Source organism: Cellulomonas sp. HD19AZ1 (assembly GCF_004535805.1).
GTDB classification, from domain to species: domain Bacteria; phylum Actinomycetota; class Actinomycetes; order Actinomycetales; family Cellulomonadaceae; genus Cellulomonas; species Cellulomonas iranensis.
The window spans coordinates 530,775-546,785 of sequence record NZ_SPHX01000002.1 but is presented as its reverse complement, the minus strand read 5'-3'; the positions used below and the strand labels follow the sequence as shown (position 1 = coordinate 546,785).

The window sequence follows — 16,011 nt, the reverse complement described above, 5'->3', positions numbered from 1 at the left end:
CGCCGACGCCCCCGAACGGCCACGATGGCCGGATGAGCGACACCGCCGACGAACCGGGTCGCGCCGCACCGGGGCCGCGCGCGGCCGCCGCCGGCGGGCGCACCCTGCTGGGCCACCCGCTGGGGCTGTACACGCTGTTCACGACCGAGCTGTGGGAGCGGTTCAGCTACTACGGCATGCGGGCGATCCTCTTCTACTTCCTCACCGACACGGTCGTGAACGGGGGGCTCGGCCTCGACGACGCGTCGGGCGCCGCGCTCGTCGCGGTCTACGGGTCGGCGGTCTACCTCGTCACGGTCGTGGGCGGCTGGGCCGCCGACCGGGTGATCGGCGCGCGGCGCTCGGTGCTGTGGGGCGGCGTCGTCATCGCCGCCGGGCACGTGAGCCTCGCGCTGCCGTCGGCCGGCACCGCCTACCTCGGCATCGTGCTCGTCGCGCTCGGCACGGGGCTGCTCAAGCCGAACGTCTCGAGCATGGTCGGCGAGCTCTACTCGCGCGACGACCCGCGCCGCGACTCGGCGTTCTCGATCTTCTACATGGGCATCAACATCGGGTCCTTCACGGCCCCGTTCCTCGTGCAGGCCGCGCGCGAGGTCGGCGGCTACCACGCGGGGTTCTCGGTCGCCGCGGTCGGCATGGCCCTCGCGCTCGTGGCCTTCGTGCTCGGTCGTCGTGCGCTGCACGGCGCCGGTGACGCCGTGCCGAACCCGCTCACGCCCGCCGACCGCCCGCAGGTCGTGCGGACGGGCCTGCTCGTGCTGCTCGCGGTCGTGGCCGCGGGCGTCGTCGCGTGGCTCGTCGGGGCCGGGGGCGGCGGGCCGCTCGACGTCGTCATCGACGCGTTGTCCTACCTCGCGCTCGCGGCACCCGTCGTGATGTTCCTCGTGATGTTCCGGTCGCCGAAGGTCACCGCGCCCGAGCGGTCGCGCCTCACCGCGTACGTGCCGCTGTTCGTCGCCGCCGCGCTGTTCTGGATGATCTTCGAGCAGGCGTCCAGCACGCTGTCCCAGTACGCGCGCGACCACACCGACCTCGACGTGCTGGGCGTGACGATCTCGCCCGTGCTCTACCAGTCGGTCAACCCGGCGGCGATCATCCTGCTGGCGCCCGTGTTCGCGTGGCTGTGGGTGCGGCTGGGCGACCGCCCGTCGACCGCGGTGAAGTTCGCGCTCGGCCTCGCGCTCGCGGCGTCGAGCTTCCTGTTCCTCGCGGGCGCGTCCGCGGTCGCCGGCGAGGGACGCTCGCCCTGGTGGGTGCTGGTGGTCGTGTACGTGGTGCAGACGCTCGGCGAGCTGTGCCTGTCGCCGGTCGGCCTCGCGGCGACCACGCTGCTTGCGCCGCGGGCCTTCCGCAGTCAGGCCATGGCGTTGTGGTTCCTCGCCCCCGCGGCCGGTCAGGCGGTCACGGCGCAGCTCATCACCGTGACCGAGGGCGTCAGCCGCACCGCGTTCTTCGGCGGCATCGGCGTCGTGTCGCTCGCGGTCGCGGGCGTCATGCTCGCGCTCGCGCCGTGGGTGACGCGGCACGTGCGCGAGGGCGCGGAGTCCGAGGCGGACGTGGCCGCGCGGTCCTGAGGCCGGGCCGCCGTCAGAAGGGCGGCGGGGGAGCCGTGGTCGAGCGCACGTGCAGCTCGGTGGCGAGCCGCAGGTGCATCGGCACCTCGCGGCCCGAGACGAGGTCGGCGAGCATCCGCAGCGCCGTCGCGCCCATCTCGCGCAGCGGCTGCGCGACCGTGGTGAGCGGCGGCTCGCTCAGCGCGGACTCGGGGACGTTGTCGAAGCCGACGACCGACACGTCGTGCGGCACGCGCAGCCCGAGGTCGCGCGCCGCGTCGAGCACGGCCAGCGCCGACAGGTCGTTGGCGGCGAACACCGCAGTGGGTCGGTCGGGCCGGTCCAGCAGGTCGTGCGCGGGCGCCGCCGACGTGAGTCGGCGGTACCCGCCGGGCAGCACGAGCGACTCGTCGACGGGCAGGCCCGCCGCGGCCATGGCCTGGCGGAAGCCCTGCTCGCGCAGCCGCGCCGAGTCGAGGTCGGTGCGGCCGCCGAGGTGCGCGATGCGGCGGTGGCCGAGCGAGATCAGGTGCTCGGTCGCCATGACGCCGCCGGCGAGGTTGTCGGAGTCGACGGTCGGCAGGCCCGAGGGGCCCGCGTGGGGGTCGATCGCGATCACGGGGACGCCCGGGTAGGTGTCGAGCACGGTGGGCGTAACGATCACGGCGCCGTCGATGAGCGTGCCGGACAGCCGCGACAGGTACCGGCGCTCCCAGCCGACCTCGCCGCCCCCGCCGCCCGAGTACGCGAGCAGCTCGTAGCCCGTGCTGGCGACCACGGAGCCGGCGCCCTTGAGCAGCTCGGTCGAGAACGGCTCGAACTCGGCGACGAGGATCCCGAGCACGTTGGTGCGGTGGCTGCGCAGCGACCGTGCGCCGAGGCTCGCCTCGTACCCGAGGTCGTCGATCACCTGCTGCACGCGCGCCAGGGTCTCCTGCGAGACGCCGTAGCGGCCGTTGACGACCTTCGACACGGTCGCGACCGACACCCCTGCCGTCCGGGCGACGTCGGCCATCTTGACGCGGGTGACCTGCTCCACACGGTGAGCATAGGCCATCGTGCCGATATCGTTATCGACATCGTTTGACTTCGACCCGGACGCCGGTTCAGACTCGTCAGCGTCAAGCCCGGTCGGGGACGGCGACGTCGCCACCGACCGGGTGCCGAGGGCCGGCGAGGGGGCCGTTCCGTCGGTGCAGGATGCGTGTCCCGCGAGGTCGACGACCGAGCAGGGCGCGTCCCTACAGGGATCGACTCGACGAAGAGGACGGGTTCATGAACGTGAGGAAGACCCTGGCGCTCACCTCAGCGGTGTTCGTCTTGGCCGCCGGCATCACGGCGTGCTCGCAGGACAGCGGCGACGGCAGCGACGGCGGCGACGTCACGATGACGCTGTGGCACAACTCCACCACGGGTGACGGCAAGAAGTTCTGGGACGACACCATCAAGGCCTTCGAGGACGCCAACCCCGGCGTCAAGATCAAGGCCCAGGTCGTCCAGAACGAGGACATGGACGGCAAGCTGCAGACCGCGCTCAACGCGGGCGACGCGCCGGACATCTTCATGTCGCGCGGTGGCGGCAAGCTCGCCGACGTCGTCAAGGCCGGCCAGGTCATGGACCTGACCGACCTGATCTCGCCCGAGGTCAAGTCCGCGCTCGGCGACGGCGCGCTCTCCGCGCTCTCGGTCGACGGCAAGGTCTACGGCATGCCGCAGTCGATCCTGCCCGGCGGCATCTACTACAGCGAGGACCTCTTCAAGGAGGCCGGCGTCACCGAGACGCCGACCGACATGGCCTCGCTCAACGACGCGGTCTCCAAGCTCAAGGCCGCGGGCACCAGCCCGGTCGCGCTCGGCGCGAAGGACGCGTGGCCCGCCGCGCACTGGTACTACTTCTTCGCGCTGCGCGAGTGCTCGAAGGACGCGATCGACAAGGCCGCCGAGTCGCGCAGCTTCGACGACGACTGCTTCCTCAAGGCCGGTCAGGACCTGCAGGACTTCGCCGAGACGGAGCCGTTCAACGACGGCTACCTCACGACGTCGGCCCAGCAGGGCGCCGGCTCGTCCGCCGGTCTCATCGCCAACCACCAGGCGGCGATGGAGCTCATGGGCGCGTGGGACCCGGGCGTGATCAAGGACCTCACGCCGACCAAGGAGCCCCTCGCGGACCTGCGCTGGTTCCCCTTCCCGGCCGTCGAGGGCGGCAAGGGTGACCCGTCGGCCATGATGGGTGGCGTCGACGGCAACTCCTGCTGGGTCAAGGCCCCCAAGGAGTGCGCCGACTTCCTGAACTTCTACATGCAGAAGGAGTACCAGGAGAAGTACGCCGAGGCCTTCGTCACGCTGCCCGCCAGCAAGGAGGCGCAGGGCGTCGTCACCGACCCGGCCCTGCAGGACGTCCTCGCGGCGTACAACGACGCGGCCTACGTCTCGGTCTGGCTCGACACGCTGTTCGGCCAGAACGTCGGCAACGCGCTGAACGTCGGCGTGGTCGACATGCTCGCCGGCTCGGGCTCGCCCGAGGCGATCGTCAAGGCCGTCAACGACGCTGCCGCGAAGGGCTGAGGCAGAGTCCACGATGTCATCCATCAGCGAGAACGTGCGCGACGCACAGGGCTCGCCCACGGGTCTCGCAGCCGAGGGCGGCACGGTCACCGTGCCGCCCTCGGCGGGGCGGGCCCGCGGGATCGGTTGGCGCATGCGGGCGGAGATCGCCCTGCTCGCCGGCCCGGCCCTGATCGTCTTCCTGGCCTTCGTCATCTTCCCCGTCGTCATGGCGGCGTACTACGGGTTCTTCAGCTGGCAGGGCTTCGGCCCGCCGACCGACTTCGTCGGCCTGCGGAACTACGTCACGATCCTCACCGACCCGACGTTCCACGACGCGCTGCGGCACAACGCCTTCATCATGGTGATGTCGCTCGTGATGCAGGGACCGATCGCGATCGCCCTGGCGCTCCTGCTCAACCGCAAGATGCGCGGCCAGTCGGTCATCCGGGTCCTCATCTTCGTGCCGTACGTGATCTCCGAGGTCGTCGTCGGCACCGGCTGGAGCCTCATGCTCCAGACCTCGGGTGCGGTGAACGACCTGCTGGGCAAGCTCGGGCTCGAGGGCCTGCAGCGTGACTGGCTGTCGGACCCGAAGATCGCCATCTGGACCCTGATGATCATCATCACGTGGAAGTACGTCGGCTTCGCCGTCATCCTCTTCCTCGCCGGTCTGCAGGGCATCCCCGAGGAGCTCTCGGAGGCGGCCGCGATCGACGGCGCGTCGTACTGGCAGGTCCAGCGGCGCATCACGCTCCCGCTGCTCGGCCCCACGCTGCGCATCTGGGCGTTCCTGTCGATCATCGGCTCGCTGCAGCTGTTCGACCTCGTCTACATCGTCTGGGGCCAGTACGTGGCCTCGACCGCGGGCACCTCGACCATGGCGACCTACATGGTCGTCAACGGGCGGAACGCCGGCAGCTTCGGCTACGGCAACGCCGTCGCCGTCGTCCTCTTCGTCATCTCGCTGATCGTCGCGCTCATCTACCAGCGCTTCGTGCTGCGGCGCGACACCGAGGGCGCGACCACGGGAGGGAAGCGCTGATGGCGACCACCACGATCCGCCGTCCGGCCACGACCGCCACGACGGTCAGCAAGACCTCGAGCCGTCGCCGCGGCGACGCCGCGGTCTGGGGCGTCGCCGCCCTGCTGATCGCCGCGATCCTGGCGCCGGTCGTCTACATCGTGCTCGGCGGGTTCCGCACGAACTCGCAGATCACGCTCGACCCGTCCGGTCTGCCCTCGCCGTGGCAGGTCGGCAACTACCTCGACGTCCTCGGCGGCAGCGTCTTCTGGACGCAGGTGCTCAACTCGGCCGTCGCCGCGCTGAGCACGACGCTCGGCGTCGTCGCGCTCGGGCTCGCGGCCAGCTACGTGCTGGCGCGGTACCGGTTCCGCGGCCGCGGCGCGCTGTACTCGCTGTTCGCGGCGGGCCTGATGTTCCCCATGACCGTCGCGATCACGCCGCTGTACATCCTGGTGCGCGAGCTCGGCCTCATGAACTCGCTCGCGGGCGTGATCCTGCCGCAGGTGGCGTTCGCGCTGCCGACGACGATCATCATCCTGGTCCCGTTCCTGCGGGCCATCCCCGACGAGATCGAGGAGGCCTCGCTGCTCGACGGGTGCAGCAAGCTGTCGTTCTTCTGGCGGATGGTCGTGCCGCTGTCGATGCCCGGCGTCGTCACGGTCGGCATCCTCGCGTTCATCGCGAGCTGGAACAGCTACATGCTCCCGCTGTTCATCCTCAACGACGAGTCGGCGTTCACGCTGCCGCTCGGGGTGCAGGCGTTCGCGTCGCAGCACTCCGTCGACACGGCGCGCGTCCTGGCGTTCACGTCGCTGTCGATGCTCCCCGCCCTGGTGTTCTTCAGCCTGTTCGAGCGCCGCATCGTCGGCGGTCTGACGGGCGCGGTCAAGGGCTGACCGCACCGCGGTGCCCGCGCACGGTCGACGTGCGCGGGCACCGCTGCCGTACCTGCACCACCCACGTACCTGCGTCACACCTGCGTCGCGGCCGCCTGCCGCTCCCTGTCCCGAAGGAGTCGGATCCGTGACGGATCTCCAGACGGCTGCACCGTCGCAGCCCAGCACCCGCGTCCGCGACCTCCTGGAGCGCATGACGCTCGAGGAGAAGCTCGCCCAGATCGTGGGCTTCTGGGAGAAGAGCGAGGGCGAGGCCGTCGCGCCGCTGCAGGGCGAGTTCGAGGTCGAGCGCGGCCTCGACGACGTCATCAAGGACGGGCTGGGCCACCTCACGCGCGTGTACGGCACGCGTCCGATCGACGCGGTCGAGCGCGCGCGCTGGCTGTGGGACAAGCAGCGCTGGTTCGTCAACGAGACCCGCCTGGGCATCCCCGCGCTCGTGCACGAGGAGTGCCTGACGGGCCTGTCGGCCTGGGGTGCCGCCACCTTCCCGACGCCGCTGGCGTGGGGCTCGTCGTTCGACGCCGACCTCGTGACCCGCATGGGCGAGGTCATCGGCCGCTCGATGCGCACGCTCGGGGTCCACCAGGGCCTCGCGCCCGTGCTCGACGTCATCCGCGACCCCCGGTGGGGCCGCGTCGACGAGTGCATCTCGGAGGACCCGTACCTGGTCGGCACGCTCGGCACGTCGTACGTGCGGGGTCTGCAGTCCACGGGCGTGCACGCGACGCTCAAGCACTTCGTCGGCTACTCGGCGTCGCAGTCGGGCCGCAACTTCGGGCCCGTGCACGCGGGCCCGCGCGAGGTCGCCGACGTGCTCCTCCCGCCGTTCGAGATGGCCGTGCTCGACGGCGGCGTCCGCTCGGTCATGCACTCCTACGCCGAGATCGACGGCGTGCCCGTCGCTGCCAACCCCGAGCTGCTCACCGGCGTGCTGCGCGACCGGTGGGGCTTCGACGGGACGGTCGTCGCCGACTACTTCGGCGTCGCCTTCCTGCACCTGCTGCACCACGTCGCGGCCGACCTCGGCGACGCCGCCGGGCAGGCGCTCGCGGCGGGCGTCGACATCGAGCTGCCCACGGGTGACGCGTACCTCACGCCGCTCGCCGAGGCCGTGCGCTCGGGCACGGTCGACGAGGCGCTCGTCGACCGCGCCGTGCTGCGCGCGCTCGCGCAGAAGGAGGAGCTCGGCCTGCTCGACGCGCGGTTCGACGACGAGCCGCCCACCGAGGTCGACCTCGACAGCCCCGAGCACCGCGAGATCGCGGCGCAGCTCGCCGAGCGGTCGCTCGTGCTGCTGACCAACGACGGCACGCTGCCCGTCGCGCCCGACGCGCGCATCGCCGTCGTCGGCCCCAACGCCGACCGCACGGCCGCTCTGTTCGGCTGCTACTCGTTCCTCAACCACGTGCTCGCGCACCACCCGGACGTGCCGGTGGGCATCGAGTCGCCCACGGTGCTCGAGGCGCTGCGCCGCGAGCACGCCGCGCAGATCACCTACGCGCGCGGCTGCGCGGTCGACGACGACGACCGCTCGGGCTTCGACGAGGCCGTCGCGCTCGCGTCCGACGCCGACGTCGCCGTGCTCGTGGTCGGCGACCACGCGGCGCTGTTCGGCCGCGGCACGGTCGGCGAGGGCTGCGACCGTGACGACCTCGAGCTGCCCGGTGTGCAGCGCGAGCTCGTCGAGGCCGTGCTCGCCACGGGCACGCCCGTCGTGCTCGTCATGCTCACGGGCCGCCCGTACGCCGTGGACTGGGCGCTGGGGCGCTGCGCCGCGGCCGTGCAGGCGTTCTTCCCGGGCGAGGAGGGCGGCACCGCGATCGCGGGGCTGCTGAGCGGGCGCGTCAACCCGTCGGGCCGGCTGCCGATCAGCATGCCGCGCTCGGCCGGGGCGCAGCCGTACACCTACCTGCACCCCGCGCTGGGCGGCGACGGCGACGTCACCAACCTCAGCACGGTGCCCACGCTGCCGTTCGGGCACGGGCTGTCGTACACGACGTTCACGCACACCGACCTGCGCGTCGCGCCCGGCGCGACCACGGACGGCGGCCTGGCCGTCACGGTGACCGTCACCAACACGGGCGGCCGCACGGGCGCCGACGTCGTGCAGCTGTACGGGCACGACGTCGTCGCGAGCGTCACGCGCCCCGTCGCGCAGCTGCTCGGCTACCACCGCGTCGAGCTCGCCCCCGGGCAGAGCGTCGACGTCGAGCTCACGGTGCCCGCCGCGCGCCTGGCGTTCACGGACCGCTCGGGTCGCCGCGTGGTCGAGCCCGGCGAGCTGCGCGTGTGGGTCGGGCCGTCGTGCGCCGAGCGCGAGGTCGAGGCGAGCGTCGAGCTCGCGGGGGAGACCTACGCCGTGACGCTGGACGACGCGCGCTGGACGCACGTCACCGCCGTCTGAGCGTCCGGCCCTCGGAGGATCACAGGCCGGACGCGCGGGACGCCCCGCACCAGGGCCGACGTACGGTGGGCGGGCACCAGCACGGTGCCCGCCCCCGAAGGAGAACTGCGCGATGAGCCGTCCCCTGCGCTCACGTACCTCGACCCACGGTCGCAACATGGCCGGAGCGCGTGCGCTCTGGCGCGCCACGGGCATGGGTTCGGAGGACTTCGGCAAGCCGATCGTCGCGATCGCGAACTCGTACACGCAGTTCGTGCCGGGCCACGTGCACCTCAAGGACATGGGCGACCTCGTCGCGTCGGCGATCCAGGAGGCCGGCGGCGTCGCCAAGGAGTTCAACACCATCGCGGTCGACGACGGCATCGCGATGGGGCACGCGGGCATGCTGTACTCGCTGCCCAGCCGCGACCTCATCGCCGACTCGGTCGAGTACATGGTGCAGGCGCACTGCGCCGACGCCCTGGTGTGCATCTCCAACTGCGACAAGATCACGCCCGGCATGCTCAACGCGGCGCTGCGGCTGAACATCCCGGTGATCTTCGTGTCCGGCGGGCCGATGGAGGCCGGCAAGGCCGTCGTCGCGGACGGCGTCGCGAAGACGCACCTCAACCTCATCAACGCGATCAACTACTCGGCCGACGACAACGTGTCGGACGCGGCGCTCGCGAGCGTCGAGGAGAACGCGTGCCCCACGTGCGGCTCGTGCTCGGGCATGTTCACCGCCAACTCGATGAACTGCCTCACCGAGGCGCTCGGGCTGTCGCTGCCCGGCAACGGCTCGACGCTCGCGACGCACAGCGCGCGCCGCGAGCTGTTCCTCGAGGCGGGGCGCACGATCGTCGACCTCGCGCGGCGCTACTACGACGACGAGGACGACACCGCGGCGCCGCGGTCGATCGCGACGCGCGCCGCGTTCTCGAACGCGATGACGCTCGACGTCGCGATGGGCGGCTCGACCAACACCGTGCTGCACATCCTGGCCGCCGCGCAGGAGGCCGAGGTCGACTTCACGCTCGACGACATCGACGCGCTCAGCCGCCGCGTGCCGTGCCTGTCGAAGGTCGCGCCGAACCACCCGGACTTCCACATGGAGGACGTGCACCGCGCCGGCGGCATCCCCGCGCTGCTGGGCGAGCTCGACCGCGCCGGGCTGCTCGACCACGACGTGACGAGCGTGCACACCCCGACGCTGCGCGCGTGGCTCGACGACTGGGACGTGCGCGGCGGCAAGGCCACGCAGCGCGCGGTCGACCTGTTCCACGCCGCGCCCGGCGGCGTCCGCACGACGCAGGCGTTCTCGACGTCGAACGTGTGGGAGTCCCTCGACACCGACGCGGCGAACGGCTGCATCCGCGACGTCGCGCACGCGTACACGGTCGAGGGCGGGCTCGCGGTGCTGCGCGGCAACCTCGCGGAGGACGGCGCGATCCTCAAGACCGCGGGCATCGACCCCGACGTCTTCCACTTCGTGGGGCGCGCGCTGGTGTGCGAGTCGCAGGACGAGGCGGTCGACAAGATCCTGCGCAAGGAGGTCGAGCCCGGCCACGTCGTGGTCGTGCGGTACGAGGGCCCGTCCGGCGGCCCCGGCATGCAGGAGATGCTGTACCCCACGTCGTTCATCAAGGGCCGCGGCCTGGGCAAGGTGTGCGCGCTCATCACCGACGGCCGGTTCTCGGGCGGGTCGAGCGGCATCTCCGTGGGGCACATCAGCCCCGAGGCGGCCGCGGGCGGCACGATCGGCCTCATCGAGGACGGCGACGAGATCGAGATCGACGTCGAGACGCGCCTCATCCGCGTCAACGTGCCCGGCGAGGTCCTCGCCGAGCGCCGCGCCAAGATGGAGGCGCGCGAGAACCCGTGGCAGCCGCTCGACCGCGACCGCTACGTGTCGCCCGCGCTGCAGGCGTACGCCGCGATGGCGACGTCCGCCGACCGCGGGGCCGTGCGCGACGTGAGCCGCATCCGCCGGGTCTGAAGCGCTGAAGGCAACTCTTCACCCGTCGTTTCGGGCGCGTAGAGGGAGTTCACGCAATATTATCGGCCGATAGGCGTCCTGCGTCGGTGAGGCGGCCATGCGAATCGTCAGGTTCCGGATAGAGAACTATAAAGGCGTCCGAGCGGCCACAGCGGCCTCGCTAGAGGCGCGACCATTGACTCTCATTACCGGCAGGAACGGCACCGGCAAGAGCCTAATCCTTGAAGCGCTAACAGCGGCCTGGTCTGGGAACATCAACCTCCCGGAGTTCGTCGGACCCTACGGCAGTTCACTAGTGATTGAGATTGGGTTGGCGTTCACGGCCGAAGAGTATGAACTCGTCGATCGTTGGCGTTCCGCCCGCGCTCTTTCGCCGATAACGCGTCTGCAGGAACACGTGCTCGAGGTGGTTTCCACAAATCGCGAATCGACGGGTCGATATTTGCAGCGAGATGCTCTTATTGAGACGCTTCAAAACCCGCTATTCTCCAGGGATCATCCTTTCGCGAGCGTTGATCTCTTGTCGGCGCGCAGGCAGGTTTCGCTAACAACGACGACGACAGTCGATCTTTCGATGCTTGATCGCACCACGAATGCGGATCAGCGGCGCATGATGTACGACCAGGAGATTCGCTGGAAGTCGGGGATGCAGATGCCTGACGTTGGCGCATACCTGACCTCACTCGACTACCGCGACTACGTTGCGGCTCGTGCGGGCCTATCTGTCAACGGCGAGTACTCTCGACTCCAGCAGATATTCGAGAGCGCGACCGGTAAGCGTATCACCCTCCCGCACTATGATCCGGTAACGACAAAGAGCTCAATCGACGTCGAGTTGCCGTCGGGTGTTCAACATTCGCTTGAGGGTCTCTCAAATGGCGAACGCGAGATGCTCGGAATGCTCTACTATGTGAGTCAGCTCTCCGCGCAAGGAGGTGTGCTTCTGCTAGACGAGCCGGAGAAGCACCTCCATCCGACGCTCCAGCAGGCGGTTCTCACTGCAATGATGTCGGTCGCGGGCCGTGGGCAGGTTTTCGTAGTAACGCATTCGCCCACTCTGATTGGGGGTGCTGCACCCGATGACGTGCTGGTAGTACAGCCGGCCTGGGAGTCGGCGGGAAATCAGGTTTGCCGGGTGTCTGATGACAGTGGCCATTTGGATGTACTCGTCGATCTGGGGATTTCTCGACGCGAGTTGTTCCAAGCGGATCTCTTGCTCTTCGTTGAAGGTGCCGATGATGAGCGTCGTCTAAGGCTGCTCTTCCCCGATGAGTTAGCGGGGGCCCGAGTAGTTGTCGGCGGAGGGCGCGAGGCGGTCTTGCGAGCCGCTACGACTCTTCGAGGTCTCGCTGTCGGCGTTCCGTGGCTCTGTGTGGTTGATCGCGACTTTTGGTCGGATGCAGAGGCGGAAGCCGCTGAGAGTGGGGGCGGAGTCTTCGTGTGGCGAGCGCGAATGCTTGAGAATGTCCTACTGACTGAGCCGCTACTCAAAATCGTACTCGTCGCAGGAATCGCTGCCGAGAACGAGCAGCTGGGTCCAGTCCTAAAAGCGAGCGTGAAGAGCGGTTTCGATGTCGCGCTGGGGCAGTTTGTGGAGGCGCGCGTCCGCAAAGAGCCAGTTGCGGATCAAGAGTTCCCAACCGACTTGGCACCTGCTGATCCAGTTGAGGCGCGCCTGTGGCGTGAGATGCTCGCATGGAAGGCCAGGCTCGACTGTTACGCAGACGTGCACCAGAGGGTCGAAACTGAAATGCTTGACCGATGGGAGGAATGTTGGCACCTGTATGTGGACGGAAAGCTAGTGCTTGGTTCGCTCCAGCGGCGCATACCGGTATACAAGAGTATTCATGTAATGGTAGACGCGCTATTGGTTGCCGCTCGCCAAGATGAAGCACTCATGCCGGACGAATGTAAGCGACTTCGAGGGGTCTTGTGCTCGATTGTGTCACCCCGGAACCGGCCAGTGGAAACACCTCCAGAGGACTTCTCGGCGCGGGACGCTGCGATAGCGGTCGCCGTGGCGGGTCGGTCGGGTGATGTCGAGCTGAATATGCCGTTTGACGAAGGACTCCCCGGCTGTTAAGCAAACAGGGTGGCGCCCGCGGCTTTCCGCTCACTCAACTAGCTGCTTTCGGGGGCCTCCCTCGCGGGCGAGTGCGTGACGGGTCGAGCGGCGATGGTTGCATCCACGTCTCTCGCGTGAGGCGTTCTTGTCTCGCAATTCCAACTTATTCCTTGGTTGGGCGAGAGAGTCTCGGTCCAGACCTGCGCAGTAATGGTACCGTTACCCGGGTTGGGTCCCTAAATGAGCGGCTGCCCGCGATTGGTTCCGGTCCCGAGCGCATGGTCTCGGCGACGGATCCGCGGTTCCCGCGAGCTCGCGCAGTTTAGGGGTGCTCGAGGCGGTTCTAGATGGGTTGCCTATGATCACCTCATGACGGACGCGCAGCAGGCGGGGGTCGACATCAAGCCGCGGTCGCGGCAGGTCACCGACGGGCTCGAGGCGACGGCGGCGCGCGGCATGCTGCGCGCGGTCGGGCTCGGGGACGAGGACTTCGCGAAGCCGCAGGTCGGCGTCGCGAGCTCGTGGAACGAGATCACGCCGTGCAACCTGTCGCTCGACCGGCTCGCCAAGGCCGTGAAGGCGGGCGTGCACGCGGGCGGCGGGTACCCGCTGGAGTTCGGGACCATCTCGGTGTCCGACGGCATCTCGATGGGCCACGAGGGCATGCACTATTCGCTGGTGAGCCGCGACATCATCGCCGACAGCGTCGAGACCGTGATGATGGCCGAGCGGCTCGACGGGTCGGTGCTGCTGGCGGGGTGCGACAAGTCGCTGCCCGGCATGCTCATGGCCGCCGCGCGCCTCGACCTCGCGAGCGTGTTCCTCTACGCGGGCTCGATCATGCCGGGCTGGGTCAAGCTGTCCGACGGCACCGAGAAGGACGTGACGATCATCGACGCGTTCGAGGCCGTCGGCGCGTGCGCGCGCGGGCTGATGAGCCGTGAGGACGTCGACCGCATCGAGCGCGCCATCTGCCCGGGGGAGGGCGCGTGCGGCGGCATGTACACGGCCAACACCATGGCGTCGGTGGCCGAGGCGATGGGCATGTCGCTGCCCGGCTCGGCCGCACCGCCGTCGGCCGACCGCCGGCGCGACCAGTACGCGCAGCGCTCGGGCGAGGCCGTGGTCGAGCTGCTGCGCCGCGGCATCACCGCGCGGCAGATCATGACGAAGGAGGCGTTCGAGAACGCGATCGCCGTCGTCATGGCGTTCGGCGGGTCCACCAACGCCGTGCTGCACCTGCTGGCCATCGCGCACGAGGCCGAGGTCGACCTCACGCTCGACGACTTCAGCCGCGTCGCCGCGAAGGTGCCGCACCTGGGCGACCTCAAGCCGTTCGGCCGGTACGTCATGAACGACGTCGACCGCGTCGGCGGCGTGCCCGTCGTCATGAAGGCGCTGCTCGACGCTGGGCTCCTGCACGGCGACTGCCTCACCGTCACGGGGCGCACCGTCGCCGAGAACCTCGCCGACATCGCGCCGCCCGACCCCGACGGCAAGATCCTGCGCGCGCTCGACGACCCGATCCACCGCACGGGCGGCATCACGATCCTCTCGGGCTCGCTTGCCCCCGAGGGCGCGGTCGTGAAGTCCGCGGGCTTCGACTCCGACGTGTTCGAGGGCACCGCGCGCGTCTTCGAGCGCGAGCGGGCCGCGCTCGACGCGCTCGAGGACGGCACGATCCAGGCCGGCGACGTCGTCGTCATCCGCTACGAGGGCCCCAAGGGCGGCCCCGGCATGCGCGAGATGCTCGCCATCACCGGGGCGATCAAGGGCGCGGGCCTCGGCAAGGACGTGCTGCTCGTGACCGACGGCCGGTTCTCGGGCGGCACGACGGGCCTGTGCGTCGGGCACATCGCGCCCGAGGCCGTCGACGCCGGACCGATCGCGTTCGTGCGCGACGGCGACCGCATCCGCCTCGACGTCGCGCACGCGACGCTCGACCTGCTCGTCGACGACGCCGAGCTCGCGGCCCGCCGCGAGGGCTGGACGCCGCTCGCACCCCGGTACACGCGCGGCGTGCTCGGCAAGTACCAGAAGCTCGTGCAGTCCGCGTCGAAGGGGGCCGTGCTCGGCTGAGCGCGGCGTCCGCGCCGGCGCCGCCACGGTCGTCCCGCCGGGCGTGTGGTGGCGGCATCGCTGGTCGGATCGGGTGAAAGCGTGTCCGGAACCGTCCGGGAACGTCCGGGAGGCGTGAACCGCCCGCGCGCGTCGGACAGACTCCGACAGATGCACACGGACCGCACGGGCCGCCACGGCGCGCCCGCACCCAGCCCTGACGTGAGGGGGACCCCGTGCTGCGGGTGACCCTGCGCGGCGTCGGCGTGCCCACCGTCGTGCTCGGGTCCGGCGAGACGCTGCTCGTCGGCCGCGACCCGCACGCCGCGCTCCCGGACGCCGACGCGGACGCCGCGCTGCGCAGCACCGCGCTGACCCTGCCACGCGCCGCACCGCACGTGTCGCGGCTCGTCGGCGAGATCGTCGTGGGGGAGGAGGTCGTGCGGCTGCGCTGGCGCGGCTCGACCGAGGCCCAGCTCTCGAGCCTGTTCGACGCGCCCGGCGGCGCGCGCCGCGTCGCGCTCACCGACGGCATGGCCGCGCTGCTCGACGAGGGCGAGAACCACGTGCTGCTGCTGCGCGGGCGGCAGACCGCCCCGGGGCAGTACACCGACCTCGTGCTCGTCGTCGACGTGTCGGTGCCCGCCGAGCCCGACACGGGCCCCGCGTGGGTGCCCGAGCACGACCCCGACGGCGCCGTCACCGCACCCGCGCCGCGCCTCGAGCGGTGGTCCCGCGAGTGGTACGTCGCGCTCGCGCTCGCCGAGCCGTGGCTCGTCGGCGACGACGACTACCCGCGGCCCGCGTCGAACCGCGAGATCTACGAGCGCGTGCTCGCGTGGCGCGGGCACGCGTGGAACCTCGAGCGCGCGCAGCGCGTCGACGACGCGATCCGCGTGGTCGCGCGCATGGCGTTCGGCCCCGCCGACGACCCGTTCGCCCAGGCCGGCGGCCGCGCGCAGAACGTGCGGTTCGCGGTCGCGCGCCGTGCCGCCGAGGTGCGGCTCGTCACGGCCGACGACCTGGCCGTCGTCGAGGCCGCGCGCGCCCGCGGCGCGGGCCTCAACCCGGAAGGTTCCACCCCCGGCGCCCTGTCCTGACCGCCCGCGCGCTGCCTAGCGTGCCGGGCACCGGCCCGACGACGCGAGGAGCACGCGATGTACGACAAGAGCACCTTCCACGGCATCGACCCGCAGTACAGCCGCCAGCAGGCCCGCGCGATGCAGACGGGTGCGGGCGACCTCGACCGCATCGTCGGGCAGATCGGCTCGCTGCTGAGCCAGGTCCAGTGGTCCGGCCCGGGCGCGCAGCGGTTCCTCGGCGAGTGGGACGGCGCGCTGCGCCCCGAGCTGCAGGCCGCCGCCGAGAACATCCGCACCAACGCGGTCGAGCTCGACCGGCGTGCCCAGATGCAGGAGGACGCGAGCCGCTGACCGGCCGCGCGGCGGAACCTTCCACCCCGCCGACGCTGGCCGCGCCGCCCGCC

The 16,011-nt window shown here is 70.5% G+C and carries 11 protein-coding genes; 10 read left to right on the top strand and 1 reads right to left on the bottom strand.

Annotation, left to right across the window (positions count from 1 at the left end; all coding sequences use genetic code 11):
- Positions 1-32: 32 nt before the first annotated feature.
- Complete coding sequence (locus E4A51_RS05995; protein ID WP_134851136.1) at positions 33-1,574, top strand: peptide MFS transporter; 1,542 nt, start codon at positions 33-35, stop codon at positions 1,572-1,574.
- 13 nt (positions 1,575-1,587) lie between these two features.
- On the opposite strand, the gene E4A51_RS05990 is transcribed toward E4A51_RS05995, so the two are convergent.
- Complete coding sequence (locus E4A51_RS05990) at positions 1,588-2,610, bottom strand: LacI family DNA-binding transcriptional regulator (RefSeq protein WP_046527848.1); 1,023 nt, start codon at positions 2,608-2,610, stop codon at positions 1,588-1,590.
- Positions 2,611-2,828: 218 nt separating this feature from the next.
- On the opposite strand from E4A51_RS05990, the gene E4A51_RS05985 reads away from it, so the two are divergent.
- The 9 genes from E4A51_RS05985 (at position 2,829) to E4A51_RS05940 (ending at position 15,958) form a co-directional block, all read left to right on the top strand.
- Positions 2,829-4,118, top strand: coding sequence for an extracellular solute-binding protein (locus tag E4A51_RS05985; RefSeq protein WP_087508488.1), 1,290 nt, complete (start codon positions 2,829-2,831; stop codon positions 4,116-4,118).
- Between the two features lie 13 nt (positions 4,119-4,131).
- Entirely contained in the window at positions 4,132-5,142 is a 1,011-nt protein-coding gene (locus E4A51_RS05980; RefSeq protein WP_046527849.1) for a carbohydrate ABC transporter permease, read from the top strand.
- Positions 5,142-6,020: a carbohydrate ABC transporter permease gene (locus E4A51_RS05975; protein ID WP_134851135.1), complete on the top strand. Its 879-nt coding sequence runs from the start codon at positions 5,142-5,144 to the stop codon at positions 6,018-6,020. The genes E4A51_RS05980 and E4A51_RS05975 overlap by 1 nt, the downstream gene beginning before the upstream one ends.
- Before the next feature lie 193 nt (positions 6,021-6,213).
- The gene (locus E4A51_RS05970; protein WP_082131664.1) at positions 6,214-8,427 is read left to right on the top strand and encodes a glycoside hydrolase family 3 N-terminal domain-containing protein; all 2,214 of its coding nucleotides are present in this window, start codon (positions 6,214-6,216) and stop codon (positions 8,425-8,427) included.
- A 112-nt stretch (positions 8,428-8,539) separates the two neighbouring features.
- Positions 8,540-10,402, top strand: coding sequence for a dihydroxy-acid dehydratase (gene ilvD / locus E4A51_RS05965; protein WP_134851134.1), 1,863 nt, complete (start codon positions 8,540-8,542; stop codon positions 10,400-10,402).
- Positions 10,403-10,499: 97 nt separating this feature from the next.
- Positions 10,500-12,485, top strand: coding sequence for an ATP-binding protein (locus tag E4A51_RS05960; RefSeq protein WP_134851133.1), 1,986 nt, complete (start codon positions 10,500-10,502; stop codon positions 12,483-12,485).
- Between the two features lie 351 nt (positions 12,486-12,836).
- Positions 12,837-14,546, top strand: a complete 1,710-nt coding sequence (ilvD, locus tag E4A51_RS05950; RefSeq protein WP_134851132.1) for a dihydroxy-acid dehydratase — start codon at positions 12,837-12,839, stop codon at positions 14,544-14,546.
- A 215-nt stretch (positions 14,547-14,761) separates the two neighbouring features.
- On the top strand, positions 14,762-15,625 hold the full coding sequence (locus E4A51_RS05945) for a hypothetical protein (RefSeq protein ID WP_082131296.1): 864 nt from the start codon (positions 14,762-14,764) through the stop codon (positions 15,623-15,625).
- A 57-nt stretch (positions 15,626-15,682) separates the two neighbouring features.
- Positions 15,683-15,958, top strand: a complete 276-nt coding sequence (locus tag E4A51_RS05940; protein WP_070320984.1) for a hypothetical protein — start codon at positions 15,683-15,685, stop codon at positions 15,956-15,958.
- The last annotated feature ends 53 nt before the right edge of the window (positions 15,959-16,011 follow it).

Excerpts from the sequence above, each read along its gene's own strand:
- E4A51_RS05995 (WP_134851136.1), top strand. The coding sequence starts at position 33 with ATGAGCGACACCGCCGACGAACCGGGTCGCGCCGCACCGGGGCCGCGC.
- E4A51_RS05990 (WP_046527848.1), bottom strand. The coding sequence starts at position 2,610 with ATGGCCTATGCTCACCGTGTGGAGCAGGTCACCCGCGTCAAGATGGCC.
- E4A51_RS05985 (WP_087508488.1), top strand. The coding sequence starts at position 2,829 with ATGAACGTGAGGAAGACCCTGGCGCTCACCTCAGCGGTGTTCGTCTTG.
- E4A51_RS05980 (WP_046527849.1), top strand. The coding sequence starts at position 4,132 with ATGTCATCCATCAGCGAGAACGTGCGCGACGCACAGGGCTCGCCCACG.
- E4A51_RS05975 (WP_134851135.1), top strand. The coding sequence starts at position 5,142 with ATGGCGACCACCACGATCCGCCGTCCGGCCACGACCGCCACGACGGTC.
- E4A51_RS05970 (WP_082131664.1), top strand. The coding sequence starts at position 6,214 with ATGACGCTCGAGGAGAAGCTCGCCCAGATCGTGGGCTTCTGGGAGAAG.
- ilvD (WP_134851134.1), top strand. The coding sequence starts at position 8,540 with ATGAGCCGTCCCCTGCGCTCACGTACCTCGACCCACGGTCGCAACATG.
- E4A51_RS05960 (WP_134851133.1), top strand. The coding sequence starts at position 10,500 with ATGCGAATCGTCAGGTTCCGGATAGAGAACTATAAAGGCGTCCGAGCG.
- ilvD (WP_134851132.1), top strand. The coding sequence starts at position 12,837 with ATGACGGACGCGCAGCAGGCGGGGGTCGACATCAAGCCGCGGTCGCGG.
- E4A51_RS05940 (WP_070320984.1), top strand. The coding sequence starts at position 15,683 with ATGTACGACAAGAGCACCTTCCACGGCATCGACCCGCAGTACAGCCGC.